The organism is Paracidovorax wautersii (genome assembly GCF_900113035.1).
GTDB lineage: Bacteria > Pseudomonadota > Gammaproteobacteria > Burkholderiales > Burkholderiaceae_C > Paracidovorax > Paracidovorax wautersii.
Genome location: NZ_FONX01000007.1, coordinates 27,657 through 42,714, shown reverse-complemented (window position 1 = coordinate 42,714; position 15,058 = coordinate 27,657). Strand labels below are relative to the sequence as shown.

Here is a 15,058-nt window from a genome sequence, read left to right as displayed (position 1 = left end):
CCACCCATGCACCAGGAGTAGCCATGCCCACTGTCATCAATCCAGCCAGCGCCACGCACGCGCCGGCGCCCGCCGCCCCGCACAGCGCATCGCCGCACGCCGGCAATGCGCTCATCAAACCGGGCTACGACCCGCGCCTGACCAACGAAGACCTCGCCCCGCTGAAGAACCAGACCTGGGGCCAATACAACATCTTCGCGTTCTGGATGTCCGACGTTCACAGCGTGGGCGGCTACGTCACCGCCGGCAGCCTGTTCGCGCTGGGCCTCTCCAGCTGGCACGTGCTGGCGGCGCTGCTGATCGGCATCGTGATCGTGCAGTTCTTCTGCAACCTGGTGGCCAAGCCCAGCCAGGTGACCGGCGTGCCCTACCCCGTGATCTGCCGAGCCTCGTTCGGCGTGCTGGGCGCCAATATCCCGGCCATCATCCGCGGGCTGATCGCAGTGGCCTGGTACGGCATCCAGACCTATCTGGCCTCCAGCGCCTTCATGATCCTGGCGCTGCACTTCTACCCCTCGCTCGACGCCTATGCCGACGTGACGCAGCACGGCTTCGTGGGCCTCTCCACGCTGGGCTGGGTGTCGTTCATGGTCATGTGGGTGCTGCAGGCGCTGGTGTTCTGGCACGGCATGGAAGCCATCCGCCGCTTCATCGACTGGGCCGGCCCGGGCGTCTATGTGGTCATGGCCATCCTCTGCGGCTGGCTGGTCTGGAAGGCCGGCTGGAAGAACATCGACCTGAACCTGGGCGGCGTGCGCTTCCAGGGCTGGGACGCGGTGCCGGTGATGCTCTCGGCCATCGCCCTGGTAGTGAGCTACTTCAGCGGCCCGATGCTCAACTTCGGCGACTTCTCGCGCTACGGCAAGAGCTTCGACGCGGTGAAGAAGGGCAATTTCTGGGGCCTGCCGGTCAACTTCGTGTTCTTCTCGCTGCTGACCGTGATCACCACGGCCGCCACGCTGCCCGTCTTCGGCGAACTCATCACCGACCCGGTCCACACCGTGGGCCGCATCGACTCCACCACCGCCGTGGTGCTGGGCGCGCTCACCTTCATGATCGCCACCGTGGGCATCAACATCGTGGCCAACTTCGTCTCGCCGGCGTTCGACTTCTCCAACGTGGCGCCCCAGCACATCAGCTGGCGCACGGGCGGCATGATCGCCGCCGTGGGCTCGATCTTCATCACGCCCTGGAACCTCTACAACAACCCGGAAGTCATCCACTACACGCTGGACATCCTGGGCTCGTTCATCGGCCCGCTGTTCGGCATCCTGATCGCCGACTACTACTTCGTGCGCCGCCAGCAGGTGGTCGTCGATGACCTCTACACCATGAGCACGCAAGGCCGCTACTGGTATCAAGGCGGCTACAACCGCAGCGCCGTGATGACCATGGTGCCCGCAGCGCTCGTGCCCATCCTGTGCGTGATCGTGCCCAGCTGGCGCGGCGTGGCCAGCTATGCCTGGTTCATCGGCATGGGCCTGGGCCTGGTCATCTACCTGGCACTGAACCGCAAGAAGAACTAACCCCAGAAGGAGCGTGCAGCGCCCATGCGTATCAAGATCATCAATCCCAACACCACCTGGAGCATGACCGAGAAGATCGGGGCCTGCGCACGCGCCGTGGCGCGGCCGGGCACCGAGGTCATCGCGGTCAGCCCCGCCATGGGGCCGGCCTCCATCGAGAGCCATTACGACGAGGCGCTGGCCGTGCCCGGCCTGCTGCAGGAGATCGCCCGGGGCGAGGCCGAAGGCGTCGATGGCTACGTGATCGCCTGCTTCGGCGACCCGGGCCTGAAGGCCGCGCGGGAGCTGGCACGCGGCCCGGTGGTGGGCATCGCCGAGGCCGCCATGCATCTGGCCAGCATGGTGGGCTCGCGGTTCTCGGTGGTCACCACGCTGGGCCGCACCATGGGCCAGGCCTGGCATCTGGCCGAGATCTACGGCATGGAGCGCTTCTGCGCCAATGTGCGCGCCTGCGAGCTGCCGGTGCTGGAGCTGGAAGTGCCCGGCTCCAACGCCCGCGAGCGCATCACCGACGAATGCCGCCGCGCCCTGGCGGAGGACGGCTGCGACACCATCGTGCTGGGCTGCGCCGGCATGGCCGACCTGTGCGACCACATCAGCGGCGTGCTGGGCGTGCCGGTGATCGACGGGGTGGCGGCCGCCACGACGCTGATCGAATCGCTGGTGACGCTGCGCCTGGCCACCAGCAAGCACGGCGAGCTGGCCCGGCCATTGCCCAAGGCCATGGCCGGGGCGCTGGCCGGCTTCACGCTGGACGCGCCGCAGGGCTGAAGCGGCGGCGCGCAGGCTGGAACCACAATAATCGCGCCATGCCACGCGCCCGCCCCGCCCCTCAGCCCCCCGTCAACGCACCCGCAGCCGTCCCGGCGCCTGCGGCCTGCCGCAAGCGCGCCGCCCGCAGCGCCGCGCTGCCTGCAGAGGCCCCGCCCGCCGCCGACGGCACGGGCGAGCCGGTGCAGGCCTCCATCGAAAGCATCGCCCGCGACCTCGCCACCGCCATTGTCGAAAAGCGCCTGCCGCCCGGCACCTGGCTGCGCGAAGAGGCGCTGGGCCGGGTCTATTCGGTCAGCCGCACCAAGATCCGCGCCGCGCTGGTCATGCTCGCCAAGGACCACCTGATCGAGACCATTCCCGACAAGGGCTCGTTCGTGAGCCGCCCCAGCGTGCAGGAAGCGCGCGAGGTGTTCGCCGTGCGCCGCATCCTGGAAAGCGAGGTGGTGCGCCTCTTCGTCGCGCGCGGCAAGCGGGCCGACTACCAGCGGCTGGAGCAGCACATCAACTTCGAGCGCGCCACGCTCAAGGGCAGCACCGCCGCCGGCCACGTGCAGGAGCAGCTGCTGGGCGACTTCCACGTCGCGCTGGCCGAGATCGTCGGCAACCAGACGCTGGCCCAGCTGGTGCGCGACCTAGTGGCGCGCTGCTCGCTCATCGCCATGCTCTACCACTCGTCCAACGACGCGCACTGCGCATCGGACGAGCACGCCGACTTCCTGCGCATCTGCAAGAGCGGCGACGCAGAGGCGGCGGTCCATTGCATGGTGGAGCACCTGGAGCGCATCGAGTCCAGCCTGGACCTCGACTCCGGGCGGGCCGACCGGCAGCTCGACCTGGTCAAGGCGCTGCTGGCCTGAGCGTTTCACGAGCGGCGGCCCCGACGCCGCCAGCGCTCTTGCGCCCGGGTTTCCACCGTGGCTTTGGCACTCATTTTGCATACACTTTTTACATACACCGCTGTGTGCATTGCCTTGCCCGAAGGAATCGCCCCATGTCCGCCAGCACGCCCGAAAGCGCCTCCGCCGTCCACCCCGTGGACGAGCATCTGCCCACGCCCCAGCTCGCCGCGCTGGGCCTGCAGCATGTGCTGGTCATGTATGCCGGCGCTGTCGCCGTGCCGCTCATCATCGGCCGTGCGCTCAACCTCACGCCCGACCAAGTGGCCAAGCTCATCTCGGCCGACCTCTTCTGCTGCGGCCTGGTCACGCTGATCCAGGCGCTGGGCGCCACGCGCTGGTTCGGCGTGCAGCTGCCGGTGATGATGGGCGTGACCTTCGCGTCCGTGGCGCCCATGGTGTCCATGGCGCAGTCCACCGCCGGGCCGGCCGGCGCGGGGCTGATCTTCGGCTCGGTGATCGGCGCGGGCGTGGTCTCGATCCTCATCGCGCCGCTCATCAGCCGCATGCTGCGCTTCTTCCCGCCGGTGGTCACCGGCACCATCATCGCGGTCATCGGCATCAGCCTGATGCGCGTGGGCATCAACTGGATCTTCGGCAACCCGGTGGGCCCCACGGCGCCCACGGTGGTGAACCCCGACCACGTCAAGTGGCTGGCCGAGGCGCAGGCCGCGGCCGGCGCGCCGGGCTCGTCGCTGCCGCCCGTGCCCAAGGGCTTCGCGGTGGTGCCCACCGTGCCCAACCCGCGCTACGGCGACCTGACCGGCGTGGGCATCTCGGCGCTGGTGCTGCTTTCCATCCTGCTGATCGCCAAGTTCGCACGGGGCTTTCTCGCCAACATCTCGGTGCTGCTGGGCATCTGCATCGGCGGCGTGGCCGCCACCGCCATGGGGCTGATGGGCTTCGAGAAGGTCGCCAAGGCGCAGTGGTTCGACCTGGTGCTGCCTTTCGAGATCGCCCTGCCGATCTTCGACCCGGTGCTGATCCTCACCATGACGCTGGTCATGGTGGTGGTGATGATCGAATCCACCGGCATGTTCCTGGCCCTGGGCGAGATGACCGGCCGCAAGGTGGACCAGGCCGCCCTCACGCGCGGGCTGCGCACCGACGGGCTGGGCACGCTCATCGGCGGCATCTTCAACACCTTCCCCTACACCAGCTTCTCGCAAAACGTGGGGCTGGTGGCCGTCACGGGCGTCAAGAGCCGCTTCGTCTGCGTGGCCGGCGGGCTGATCCTGATCCTGCTGGGCCTGCTGCCCAAGATGGCGGCGCTGGTCGAATCGCTGCCCACCGTGGTGCTGGGCGGCGCCGGGCTGGTGATGTTCGGCATGGTGGCCGCCACCGGCATCCGCATCCTGGGCGCGGTGGATTTCAAGGCCAACCGCTTCAACGCGATGATCGTGGCCGTCTCCATCGGCGTGGGCATGGTGCCGCTGGTGGCGCCCAACTTCCGCCAGTGGATGCCCCACGCCATCCACCCCCTGATCGAATCCGGTATTCTGCTGGCCTCGATCACCGCCGTGCTCCTGAATGTCTTCTTCAATGGCGCCAGCCGCGACACCTCCGCGGCCGTGGACGCTGCCCGGCAGGCCGACGCGCACTGACGCCGGCCCGCACCTGAAGCGAGCCCCCGCACCGGGGGCCCGCTGCCCGATGGCGCCCGCCGCCCGCTGCGGCGGCAGGTCATGCACAAAACGCATGCGACATCGCCGGCACCGCGCCGGCACGGCGTTAAGCTCGACAGGCAAAGCCTTTCCGCACCTCGCTTTTTCTCGGTACACCGTATGACAAAACAACTCTCCGCCGCCGAAGCGGCCCTGCGCGAAGCCGCGCTCGAATATCACCGCAGCCCCGTGCGCGGCAAGATCGCCGTCACGCCCACCAAGCCGCTGTCCAACCAGCGCGACCTGTCGCTGGCCTATTCGCCCGGCGTGGCCTACCCCTGCCTGGACATCCAGGCCGACCCGTCGCTCGCCTTCGACTACACCTCGCGCGGCAATCTGGTGGGCGTGATCACCAACGGCACGGCCGTGCTGGGCCTGGGCGACATCGGCCCGCTGGCCGGCAAGCCGGTGATGGAAGGCAAGGGCTGCCTGTTCAAGAAGTTCGCCGGCGTCGATGTGTTCGACATCGAGCTGGCCGAGCGCGACCCGGACAAGATCATCGACATCGTGGCCGCGCTGGAACCCACGCTGGGCGGCATCAACCTCGAAGACATCAAGGCGCCCGAGTGCTTCTACATCGAGCGCGAACTCTCCAAGCGCATGAACATCCCGGTGTTCCATGACGACCAGCACGGCACGGCCATCATCTCCAGCGCCGCGCTGCTCAACGGCCTGGAACTGGTGGGCAAGGACATCGGCGCCGTGAAGGTGGCCGTCTCCGGCGCCGGCGCCGCCGCCATCGCCTGCCTGGACGTGATGGTGGGCCTGGGCGTCAAGCGCGAGAACATCTACGTGGTGGACTCCAAGGGCGTGATCTACGAAGGCCGCGGCCCGCTCGACGAATCCAAGGCCCGCTACGCGCAGAAGACCGAGGCCCGCACCCTGGCCGACGTGGTGAACGGCGCCGACGTGTTCCTGGGCTGCTCCGCCCCCGGCGTGCTGACGGCCGACATGGTCAAGACCATGGCCGACAAGCCCATCATCCTGGCGCTGGCCAACCCCGAGCCCGAGATCCGCCCCGAACTCGCCAAGGCCATCCGCCCCGACTGCATCATCGCCACCGGCCGTTCGGACTACCCGAACCAGGTGAACAACGTGCTGTGCTTCCCCTACATCTTCCGCGGCGCGCTCGATTGCGGCGCCACGAAGATCACCGAAGCCATGAAGCTCGCCTGCGTGCGCGAGATCGCCGACCTGGCCAAGGCCGAGATGAGCGACGAAGTGGCCGCCGCCTACGCCGGCCAGGAACTCTCGTTCGGCCCCGACTACCTGATCCCCACGCCCTTCGATGCGCGCCTGATCCTGCGCATCGCGCCGGCCGTCGCCAAGGCGGCGCAGGAATCGGGCGTGGCCACGCGCCCCATCGAAGACTACGCCGCCTACCGCGAGAGCCTGACCCGCTTCGTCTATCAGACCAGCATGTTCATGCGCCCCGTGTTCGCCGCCGCCAAGGCCGCGCCCCAGCGCGTGGCCTATGCCGAAGGCGAGGACGACCGCGTGCTGCGCGCCGCACAGGTGGCCGTCGATGACGGCCTGGCCAAGCCCATCCTGATCGGCCGCCCCGCCGTGATCGAGATGCGCATCAAGAAGGCCGGCCTGCGCATCCAGCCGGGCCGCGACGTGGAGATCTGCGACCCCGAGGACGATCCGCGCTTCCGCCAGTACTGGGAGGCCTACCACCGCCTGATGGGCCGCGACGGCGTGACGCCCGAGACCGCCAAGGCCGCCGTGCGCCGCTCCAACACGCTGATCGGCGCGCTGATGGTGCACCTGGGCGATGCCGACGCGCTGCTGTGCGGCCTGGTCGGCCGCTTCGACAGCCACCTGGACCACATCCGCCAGGTCATCGGCCTGAAGGAAGGCGTGCCCGGCTTCGCCACCGTGAACGCGCTCATGCTCGACCAGCACACGCTGTTCATCGCCGACACCTACATCAACGAAGAGCCCGACGCCGAGCTGCTGGCCGGCATCGCCCAGATGGCGGCCGACGAGGTGCAGCGCTTCGGCCTGCCGCCCAAGGTGGCCTTCCTCTCGCACTCCAACTACGGCTCGTCCACGCGCCCCTCGGCACGCAAGATGCGCGCCGCGCGCGACCTGTTCGCGCAGGCCGCGCCGCACATCGAATGCGACGGCGAGATGCACGGCGACACGGCGCTCTCGGAAAGCGTGCGCAAGAACGCGCTGCTCGAATCCACGCTGACCGGCTCGGCCAACGTGCTGATCTGCCCCAACCTGGACGCCGCGAACATCCTGTTCAACGTGCTCAAGACCACGGGCAGCCACGGCACGACCATCGGCCCCATCCTGCTGGGCGCCAAGGCCTCGGCCCATGTGCTGACGCCTTCTTCCACCGTGCGCCGCGTGGTCAACATGACGGCGCTGGCCGCGGCCAACGCGGCAGCCGCCAAGGCCTGACAGGCAAGCGGCCCTGCCCACTGACGAAGCCCGGCACCCGCCGGGCTTTTTTCATGGGGCGCGCACCAGGCTGGGGCACACCCGCGCCAGCGCGCGCAAAATCGTATACAAAAGCAGGCACCGTTTTTGCTGATCTCCGTGCAGCCGCCCGTGGCCGCGCCCCGGCGCGCCGCGGCCCTCGCGCCCTGTCCCTTCCGCACCGGAGACCCCATGAAGAAACGTTCCCTGCTGCAAGCCGCGCTGGCCCTGGCCACGGCCGGCGCCTTCGCGCTGCCCGCCTCCGCCCAGACGCTGACGCCCATCAAGTTCCAGCTCGACTGGCGCTTCGAAGGCCCCTCGGCCCTCTTCCTGCTGCCTGCCGCCAAGGGCTACTTCAAGGATGCCGGCCTGAACGTCTCGGTGGATGCCGGCAACGGCTCCGGCAGCGCCGTGCAGCGCGTGGCCTCGGGCAGCTACGACATCGGCTTCGCCGACATGGCCGCGCTGATGGAATTCCATGCCAACAACCCCGACGCCAAGAACGGCCCCATCGCGGTGATGGTGGTCTACAACAACACGCCCGCCGCCGTCATGGCGCTCAAGAAGAGCGGCATCGCCAAGCCCGCCGACCTCACGGGCAAGAAGCTGGGCGCGCCGGTGTTCGACGCGGGCCGCCGGGCCTTCCCGATCTTCGCCAAGGCCAACGGCGTGGGCGCCGTGCAGTGGACGGCCATGGACCCGCCGCTGCGCGAGACCATGCTGATGCGCGGCGACGTCGATGCCATCACCGGCTTCACCTTCACCTCGCTGCTGAGCCTGGAAGCGCGCGGCGCCAAGGCCAGCGACGTGGTGGTCATGCCCTATGCCGACTTCGGCGTGAAGCTCTACGGCAACGTCATCATCGTCAACCCCAAGCTGGTCAAGGAGAACCCCGAGGCCATCAAGGCCTTCCTCAAGGCCTTCACGCGCGGGGCCAAGGAAGTCATCGCCAACCCGGCCGCCGCCATCGCCTACGTGAAGGAGCGCGACGGCATCATCAACACGCAGCTCGAAACGCGCCGCCTGCAGCTGGCCATCGACACCGTGGTCAACAGCCCCGACGCCCGCGCCGAAGGCTTCGGCCAGCTCAAGCCCCAGCGCCTTTCGCTGATGGCCTCGCAGGTGTCCGACGCCTACGGCACCAAGACGCGGGTCAATCCCGAGACGGTGTGGAACGGCAGCTTCCTGCCGACGGCGGCCGAGCTGAACATCCTGCCGCGCAAGTAACGACGCCCGGGCGGCCGGCCCGGCTCCCCCGCGGAGTGCCGGCCGACCGCTCTCATTTTAATAGCTGAAGGCGCTTGATCCACGAGCGCCAGCGGCATATTTCCTACGAACCACCCCATGCAGGCCGAAGCCCCCTATTTCGTGGACTTCCGTGATGTCTGGCTCGCCTACAACGACGAGCTGCTCGCGCAGAACCACTTCGCCGTCGAAGCCATCGACCTGCAGGTACGGCAGGGCGAATTCATCGCCATCGTCGGCCCTTCGGGCTGCGGCAAGTCCACCTTCATGAAGCTGGCCACCGGCCTGCGGATGCCCTCCATCGGCAAGATCCGCATCGACGGCCAGCCCGTCACCGGGCCGCTGAAGATCTCGGGCATGGCCTTCCAGGCGCCCTCGCTGCTGCCCTGGCGCACGACGGTGGACAACGTGCTGCTGCCGCTGGAGATCGTGGAGCCCCATCGCAGCCAGTTCAAGGCCCGCCGCAAGGAATACGAGGCCCGCGCCCGCGCCCTGCTGCAGAAGGTGGGCCTGGGCGGCTACGAGGACAAGTTCCCCTGGCAGCTCTCGGGCGGCATGCAGCAGCGCGCGAGCATCTGCCGCGCCCTGATCCACGAGCCCAAGATGCTGCTGCTCGACGAGCCCTTCGGCGCGCTCGACGCCTTCACGCGCGAAGAGCTCTGGTGCATCCTGCGCGACCTGCAGGCCGAGCAGAAATTCAACGTCATCCTCGTCACGCACGACCTGCGCGAGAGCGTGTTCCTGGCCGACACCGTCTATGTGATGAGCAAGAGCCCGGGACGCTTCGTCGTCAGGCGCGACATCGACCTACCGCGCCCGCGCGAGCTGGAACTGACCTACACCAAGGAATTCACCGACATCGTGCTGGAGCTGCGCGGCCACATCGGGGCGCTGCGCAAGGCCGGCGGGGAGATCACGCAATGACGAGCATGATGAAGAACGCAGCCTATCGAAAACGCATCGAGCGCTGGTCGCCCTGGGTGCTGCTGTTCGCCGTGATCGTGCTCTGGCAGGTGATCTGCTCGGGCCTGGGCATCTCGGAATTCATCTTCCCCAGCCCCGGCGCCATCTGGAGCCAGCTGGTCGAATTCAAGTGGATCATCGCCGGCCACGCCTGGCGCACCTTCTGGGTGACCATGGCGGGCTTCGGCATCGCCATCGTGGTGGGCGTGCTGCTGGGCTTTCTGATCGGCTCCTCGCGCCTGGCCTATGCCGCCGTCTATCCGCTCATGACGGCGTTCAACGCGCTCCCCAAGGCCGCCTTCGTGCCCATCCTGGTGGTGTGGTTCGGCATCGGCGCAGGGCCGGCGATCCTCACCGCCTTTCTCATCAGCTTCTTTCCCATCATGGTCAACATCGCCACGGGCCTGGCCACGCTGGAGCCCGAGCTCGAAGACGTGCTGCGCGTGCTGGGCGCCAAGCGCTGGGACGTGCTGATGAAGGTCGGCCTGCCGCGCTCGCTGCCCTACTTCTACGGCTCGCTCAAGGTGGCGATCACGCTGGCCTTCGTGGGCACCACGGTGAGCGAGATGACCGCCGCCAACGAGGGCATCGGCTACCTGCTGATCTCCGCGGGCTCGTCGATGCAGATGGGCCTGGCCTTCGCCGGCCTGATGGTGGTGGGCGCGATGGCGATGGTGATGTACGAGCTCTTCAGCGTGCTGGAAAAGCACACCACCGGCTGGGCACGGCGCGGCTCGCAGGGCGATTGATGCCGGCGGGCGGGCACGCCGCCCGCAACCTCAGCGGCGCCCGGCTCAACCGCCGATGCGGGCCAGCTGCTGCCGGTCGGGCAGACCGTCGGAATCGCCCGGAAACTGCACCACGCGCGCGCCGATGGCATTGCCCCGCGCCGCGGCCTGCGCGAGCGTTCGGCCTTCGAGCAGCGCGCTGATCACGCCGACCGCGAAGCCATCGCCCGCGCCCACGGTATCGACGATTCGCTCCACCGGCACGCCCGGCGCCACGCCGGCCGCGCCCGCGCTATCGGCGAAATACGCGCCCTCCGCCCCGAGCTTGACCACCACCTGCCGCGCGCCGCGCTGCAGATAGAAAGCCGCGATCTCCTCGGCCGTGTGGCAGCCCGTGAGCTGCCGCCCTTCGGCCAGGCCGGGCAGCACCGTGTCGCTGAGCGCCGCCAGCGCGTTGACGCACTCCGCCATGGCCTGCGGCGAAGGCCAGAGGCGCGGACGCAGGTTCGGGTCGAACGAGATGCTGGCACCGCCCGCACGCGCCTGCCGCGCGAGGTGGAAGGCCAGCTCCAGCGTGGTGGGCGAGAGCGCCGGCGTGATGCCCGTCAGGTGCAGGTGGCGCGCCGGGAAAGTGCCTGCGGGCGCATCCGCCACCGAGAGGCGGCTGGCGGCCGAGCCCTTGCGGAAGTATTCGATCTGCGGATCGCTGCCATCGTCCGTGCGCGTCTTGAGCATGAAGCCGGTGGCCTGCGCGGCATCCACCGCCACGTAGCGGGTGTCGATGCCCTCGCGCGCCATCTCGCCCTGCAAAAAGCGCCCGAACGAATCGGTGCCCAGCCGCGTGATGTAGCCGGTGCGCAGCCCCAGCCGGGCCAGGCCGGTCGCCACATTGAGTTCGGCGCCCGCCGCCACGCGGCGGAAGTCGGCCACGGCATGCAGCTCGCCGGGGGCCGCGGCCATGAAGAGGGCCATGGGCTCGCCCACGGTCAGCACCTCCAGCGTCAACGTCGGCGTCTGCACGGTAGAAGTCGCTTGCGGCGCGGCCATCACATCACCGCGCCCAGTTGCCAGGGCAGGAACTCGTTGTCGCCCAGGCCGTTGTCCTCGCTCTTGCTGCGCTGGCCCGACGCGGTGGCGACCATGAGGCGGAACAGCGCCTCGCCGGCCTCGTCGATGCTCTGCCGCCCTTCGACGATGCCCCCGCAGTCGAAGTCCATGTCCAGCGACATGCGCTGGAACATCGGCGTGTTGGTGGCGAGCTTGAGCGAGGGCGTGGGCTTGCAGCCGTAGGTGGAGCCGCGCCCGGTCGTGAAGCAGATGAGGTTGGCGCCCCCGGCCACCTGGCCGGTGGCGGAGACGGGGTCGTAGCCGGGCGTGTCCATGAACACCAGGCCCTGGGCGCGCACGGGCTGCGCGTACTCCACCACGTCCATGAGGCCGGTGGAGCCCGCCTTGGCGACCGCGCCCAGCGACTTTTCCAGAATGGTGGTGATGCCGCCCGCCTTGTTGCCGGGCGAGGGGTTGTTGTTCATGTCGCCGCCGTGCAGCGCGACGTATTGCTCCCACCAGGCCAGCCGGCCCAGCAGCCGGGCCGCGACCTCGGGGCTGGCCGCACGGTGCGTGAGCAGATGCTCCGCGCCGTAGATCTCCGGCGTTTCCGAGAGGATGGCCGTGCCGCCGTGGCGCACCAGCCGGTCCACCGCCGCGCCCAGGGCCGGGTTGGCGCTGATGCCCGAATAGCCATCGGAGCCGCCGCACTGCAGGCCCACCACCAGGTGCGACAGCGGCACGGGCTGGCGGCGCGCCTGGCCGGCCTGCTCCAGCATGCGGCGCAGCAGTTGCTGGCCCTGCGCGATGGTCTCGCGCGTGCCGCCTTCTTCCTGGATGGTGAGCGTGGCGAACATGCCGGGCGCGCGCTGCGAGAGCGTCTCGACCAGCGGGGCGATCTGGTTCACCTCGCAGCCCAGGCCCACCACCAGCACGCCCGCGAAGTTGGGATGGTCGGCATAGCCGCGCAGCGTGCGCTGCAGCAGTTCCATGCCCTCGCCGGTGCCGCCCATGCCGCAGCCGCTGCCGTGCGTGATGGCGACCACGCCGTCCACGTTCGGATAGGCCTCCAGAGCCGCGCCGCGGAAGCTGTCGGCGATGTGGCGGCAGACGGTGGCCGAGCAGTTCACGCTGGCGATCACGCCCAGGTAGTTGCGCGTGCCCGCCCGGCCGTCGGGGCGCAGATAGCCGTCGAAGGTGAGCGCGTCGGCGGCCGGCTCCGTCGGCCGGTAGCCCGCGCCCGCCACGTGGTCGTGGCTGGAGGCGACCATGCCGATGTTGTGGACGTGGACATGCTCGCCCACGGCGATGGGCGCGGTCGCCACGCCGATGCTCTGGCCGTACTTGCGCACGACCTCCCCGGGCGCGATCGCCTGCAGCGCCAGCTTGTGGCCCGAAGGGATGGGCTCGCGCAGCACGATGTCGTGCGTGCCGACGGTCAGGCGCTCGCCGGCCGCCAGGTCCTTGCGGGCCACGGCGACGTTGTCGGCGGCCGCCAGCTGCAGCGCGGCAGGAGGGGTGGAATGGGGTGAGGTCATCGTGGCTCTGGGCAGGAAAGAGGGGGGAGAGATCAGGCGCCGGCCATGGCCGCCTTCAGGCGCGGCTGCGCCAGCTGCGGTGCGTGTTCCGCGGCCAGGGCGAGGATGGGGCCGAAGCGGCGCTGCTTCTTCTGGGCATGGTTCTGCGCGATGTCGGCGATGCGGTGGTCGAGGAACGGGTTGGCGAAGCGCTCGCGCACGTCCACCAGATAGGCCTCGGCCTGGGCGCGCGCCACCGGCCCCAGGCCGTCGAACACGGGCAGGATCTCTTCAGCCCAGAGCGCTTCCAGCTCCGGGCGGCGCACCGGGTCGGCCATGGCCTCGCGCACGGTGGCGGTGGGCACGGCGCCGCTTTGCAGCCAGCGTTCGGCCAGGAAGGTGTGGCCCGCGTTCAGCAGGAAGAGCTTGAGCCGCTCGTGGAAGGCCAGGTCGTCGGTCAGCACGATGGACGGGTGCGTGCAGGGCAGCTGCAGGCCCGGCCGCCGTTCGATGGCCCAGAGCGCATAGGGCTCGGCCACCGCGCCGACGGGCTCGATGGCCTCGGACACGATGCGGTCCACCAGCGAGCTGGCCCAGACGCAGTGCGCGTCCAGCCACGCGATGCAGTCGGCCGGCAGCTGCCACTGCTGCGCGAGCTGGAGCACCACGCCCTTGAGCACGTCGCCGTTGCGCTCGATCAGCTCGCAGGGCAGCAGGGTCAGCGGCAGTTGCGGGGCGGCACGCCAGCGCTCGTGCAGCAGCACCAGCAGCTTGGCCGGAAAGCTCCGCGGCGCGGCGCTGCCGGGCTGCAGCGCCTGCGGGCCATCGCCCTCGTGGAGCAGATAGCCGGTGTCGGCCGTGTTGGAGACGATCACCCGCACCTGCGGCATGACGGAGCTGCGCAGCTCGGCCCAGCGGGCAGAGGCCTGCCAGGCGTGCTGCACCGACGTGCAGGGCAGCGTGCGGTCCACGACCTCGCCGCCGGCCAGCCCGCGCACGCGCACCGGGTAGCCGCCGCCTTGATCCGCCGCCGCAGCCAGGGCCGCCACGCGCGCGGCGCCCTCGGGCCGCTCGGAGGTCTGCACCACGGTAATGCCGCCCAGCGCATCGCCCGCTCCGGGCGCGCCCGCGAGGGCCTCGGAGACGAAGAGATCGACGTGCGCCAGCAGGAAGCGGCTGGTGCCGAATTGAAGAATGGGATGTGCCATGGCCGGTCCGGGGAAAAGCAACGCGCGCGGAATTTCAGATTTCGACGATGGCCTTGACCACGCCCTGGGCCGGGTCCAGCAGGCGGCTGAAGTCGGCCGGCACGTCGGCCAGCGCCATGCGGTGGGTGTTGAGCGCGGCGGTGGGCACCTGGCCCGCGCGCATCGCGGCCAGCACGGTCTCGAAGTCTTCGGTGGTGGCGTTGCGGCTGCCGAGCAGCGTGGTCTCGCGCTTGTGGAATTCGGGGTCGGAGAAGGTGATGGTGTCGCGCACCACCGAGATCAGCACATAGGTGCCGCCATGCGCCACGAAGCCGAAGCCGCGCTCGATGGCCTTGGCGTTGCCCGTGGCATCGAAGACCTGGTCGAAGAATTCGCCGCCGGTGATGGCCGACAGCCGCTCGGCATCGCCCTCGCCCAGGGTCACCGTATGGGCGACCCCGAGTTCGCGCTGGCAGAAATCGACGCGGTCCTGGCGGCCGTCGATGGCCGTCACCTCGGCGCCGCGCAGCCGCGCGAAGATCATCGCCGCCATGCCGATGGGGCCGGCGCCCACCACCAGCACGCGCTGGCCGGGCTGCACGTTGCCCCGGCGCACGGCGTGCGCGCCGATGGCCAGGAACTCGATCATCGCGGCCTGGTCCAGCGAGACGCCGTCGGCCTTGTGCACGAAGGCTTCGGGCAGCGCCAGGTATTCGGTGAAGGCGCCGTCGCGGTGCACGCCCAGCACCTGGATGTTCACGCAGCAGTTCGTCTTGCCCTGCCGGCAGGCCACGCAGGTGCCGCACGAGAGGTAGGGCATGACATAGCAGACATCGCCCACGGCCAGCCGCCCTCCGGGCTCCGCCTCTTCCACCACGCCGGAGAGCTCATGCCCCATCACGCGGGGGTACTGCAGGAACGGCTGGTTGCCCGTGAAGATGTGCAGGTCCGTGCCGCACACGCCCACGCGCTTGACGCGCAGCAGCACCTCGCCCGGGCCGCGCACGGGGCGCTCACGTTGCTCGGCGCGCAAGGTGCCGGGGGTTTCGCAGATGACGGTCAGCATGGGAAGGCTCGC

At 69.4% G+C, this 15,058-nt stretch carries 12 protein-coding genes; 8 read left to right on the top strand and 4 right to left on the bottom strand.

The genetic code is table 11. The features are described from left to right. Positions 1-23: 23 nt before the first annotated feature. From BM070_RS12185 to BM070_RS12150, 8 genes are all read left to right on the top strand, one after another. Entirely contained in the window at positions 24-1,526 is a 1,503-nt protein-coding gene (locus tag BM070_RS12185) for an NCS1 family nucleobase:cation symporter-1 (RefSeq protein WP_092939683.1), read from the top strand. Between the two features lie 24 nt (positions 1,527-1,550). Then, positions 1,551-2,297, top strand: coding sequence for an aspartate/glutamate racemase family protein (locus BM070_RS12180; protein WP_092939682.1), 747 nt, complete (start codon positions 1,551-1,553; stop codon positions 2,295-2,297). A 38-nt stretch (positions 2,298-2,335) separates the two neighbouring features. Then, on the top strand, positions 2,336-3,157 hold the full coding sequence (locus BM070_RS12175; protein ID WP_092939681.1) for a GntR family transcriptional regulator: 822 nt from the start codon (positions 2,336-2,338) through the stop codon (positions 3,155-3,157). Positions 3,158-3,291: 134 nt separating this feature from the next. Beyond that, complete coding sequence (locus tag BM070_RS12170; protein WP_092939680.1) at positions 3,292-4,800, top strand: nucleobase:cation symporter-2 family protein; 1,509 nt, start codon at positions 3,292-3,294, stop codon at positions 4,798-4,800. A gap of 180 nt (positions 4,801-4,980) precedes the next feature. Beyond that, entirely contained in the window at positions 4,981-7,275 is a 2,295-nt protein-coding gene (locus BM070_RS12165; RefSeq protein WP_092939679.1) for an NADP-dependent malic enzyme, read from the top strand. A gap of 210 nt (positions 7,276-7,485) precedes the next feature. Then, on the top strand, positions 7,486-8,520 hold the full coding sequence (locus BM070_RS12160) for an ABC transporter substrate-binding protein (RefSeq protein ID WP_092939820.1): 1,035 nt from the start codon (positions 7,486-7,488) through the stop codon (positions 8,518-8,520). A gap of 117 nt (positions 8,521-8,637) precedes the next feature. Continuing rightward, a complete protein-coding gene (locus tag BM070_RS12155) occupies positions 8,638-9,462 on the top strand; it encodes an ABC transporter ATP-binding protein (RefSeq protein WP_092939678.1) in 825 nt (274 codons plus the stop codon). A gap of 8 nt (positions 9,463-9,470) precedes the next feature. Next, on the top strand, positions 9,471-10,250 hold the full coding sequence (locus BM070_RS12150; protein ID WP_092939819.1) for an ABC transporter permease: 780 nt from the start codon (positions 9,471-9,473) through the stop codon (positions 10,248-10,250). 45 nt (positions 10,251-10,295) lie between these two features. On the opposite strand, the gene BM070_RS12145 is transcribed toward BM070_RS12150, so the two are convergent. Genes BM070_RS12145 through BM070_RS12130 form a run of 4 tightly spaced genes read right to left on the bottom strand, consistent with a single transcriptional unit; the run spans position 10,296 to position 15,046 of the window. Next, complete coding sequence (locus tag BM070_RS12145) at positions 10,296-11,276, bottom strand: sugar kinase (RefSeq protein ID WP_092939677.1); 981 nt, start codon at positions 11,274-11,276, stop codon at positions 10,296-10,298. Beyond that, complete coding sequence (locus tag BM070_RS12140; RefSeq protein ID WP_092939676.1) at positions 11,276-12,814, bottom strand: UxaA family hydrolase; 1,539 nt, start codon at positions 12,812-12,814, stop codon at positions 11,276-11,278. The genes BM070_RS12145 and BM070_RS12140 overlap by 1 nt, the downstream gene beginning before the upstream one ends. Before the next feature lie 32 nt (positions 12,815-12,846). Next, a complete protein-coding gene (locus tag BM070_RS12135) occupies positions 12,847-14,001 on the bottom strand; it encodes a mannitol dehydrogenase family protein (protein ID WP_092939675.1) in 1,155 nt (384 codons plus the stop codon). Positions 14,002-14,035: 34 nt separating this feature from the next. Next, positions 14,036-15,046 (bottom strand): zinc-binding alcohol dehydrogenase family protein, encoded by a 1,011-nt coding sequence (locus BM070_RS12130; RefSeq protein ID WP_092939674.1) that lies wholly within the window; start codon positions 15,044-15,046, stop codon positions 14,036-14,038. Positions 15,047-15,058: the final 12 nt, after the last annotated feature.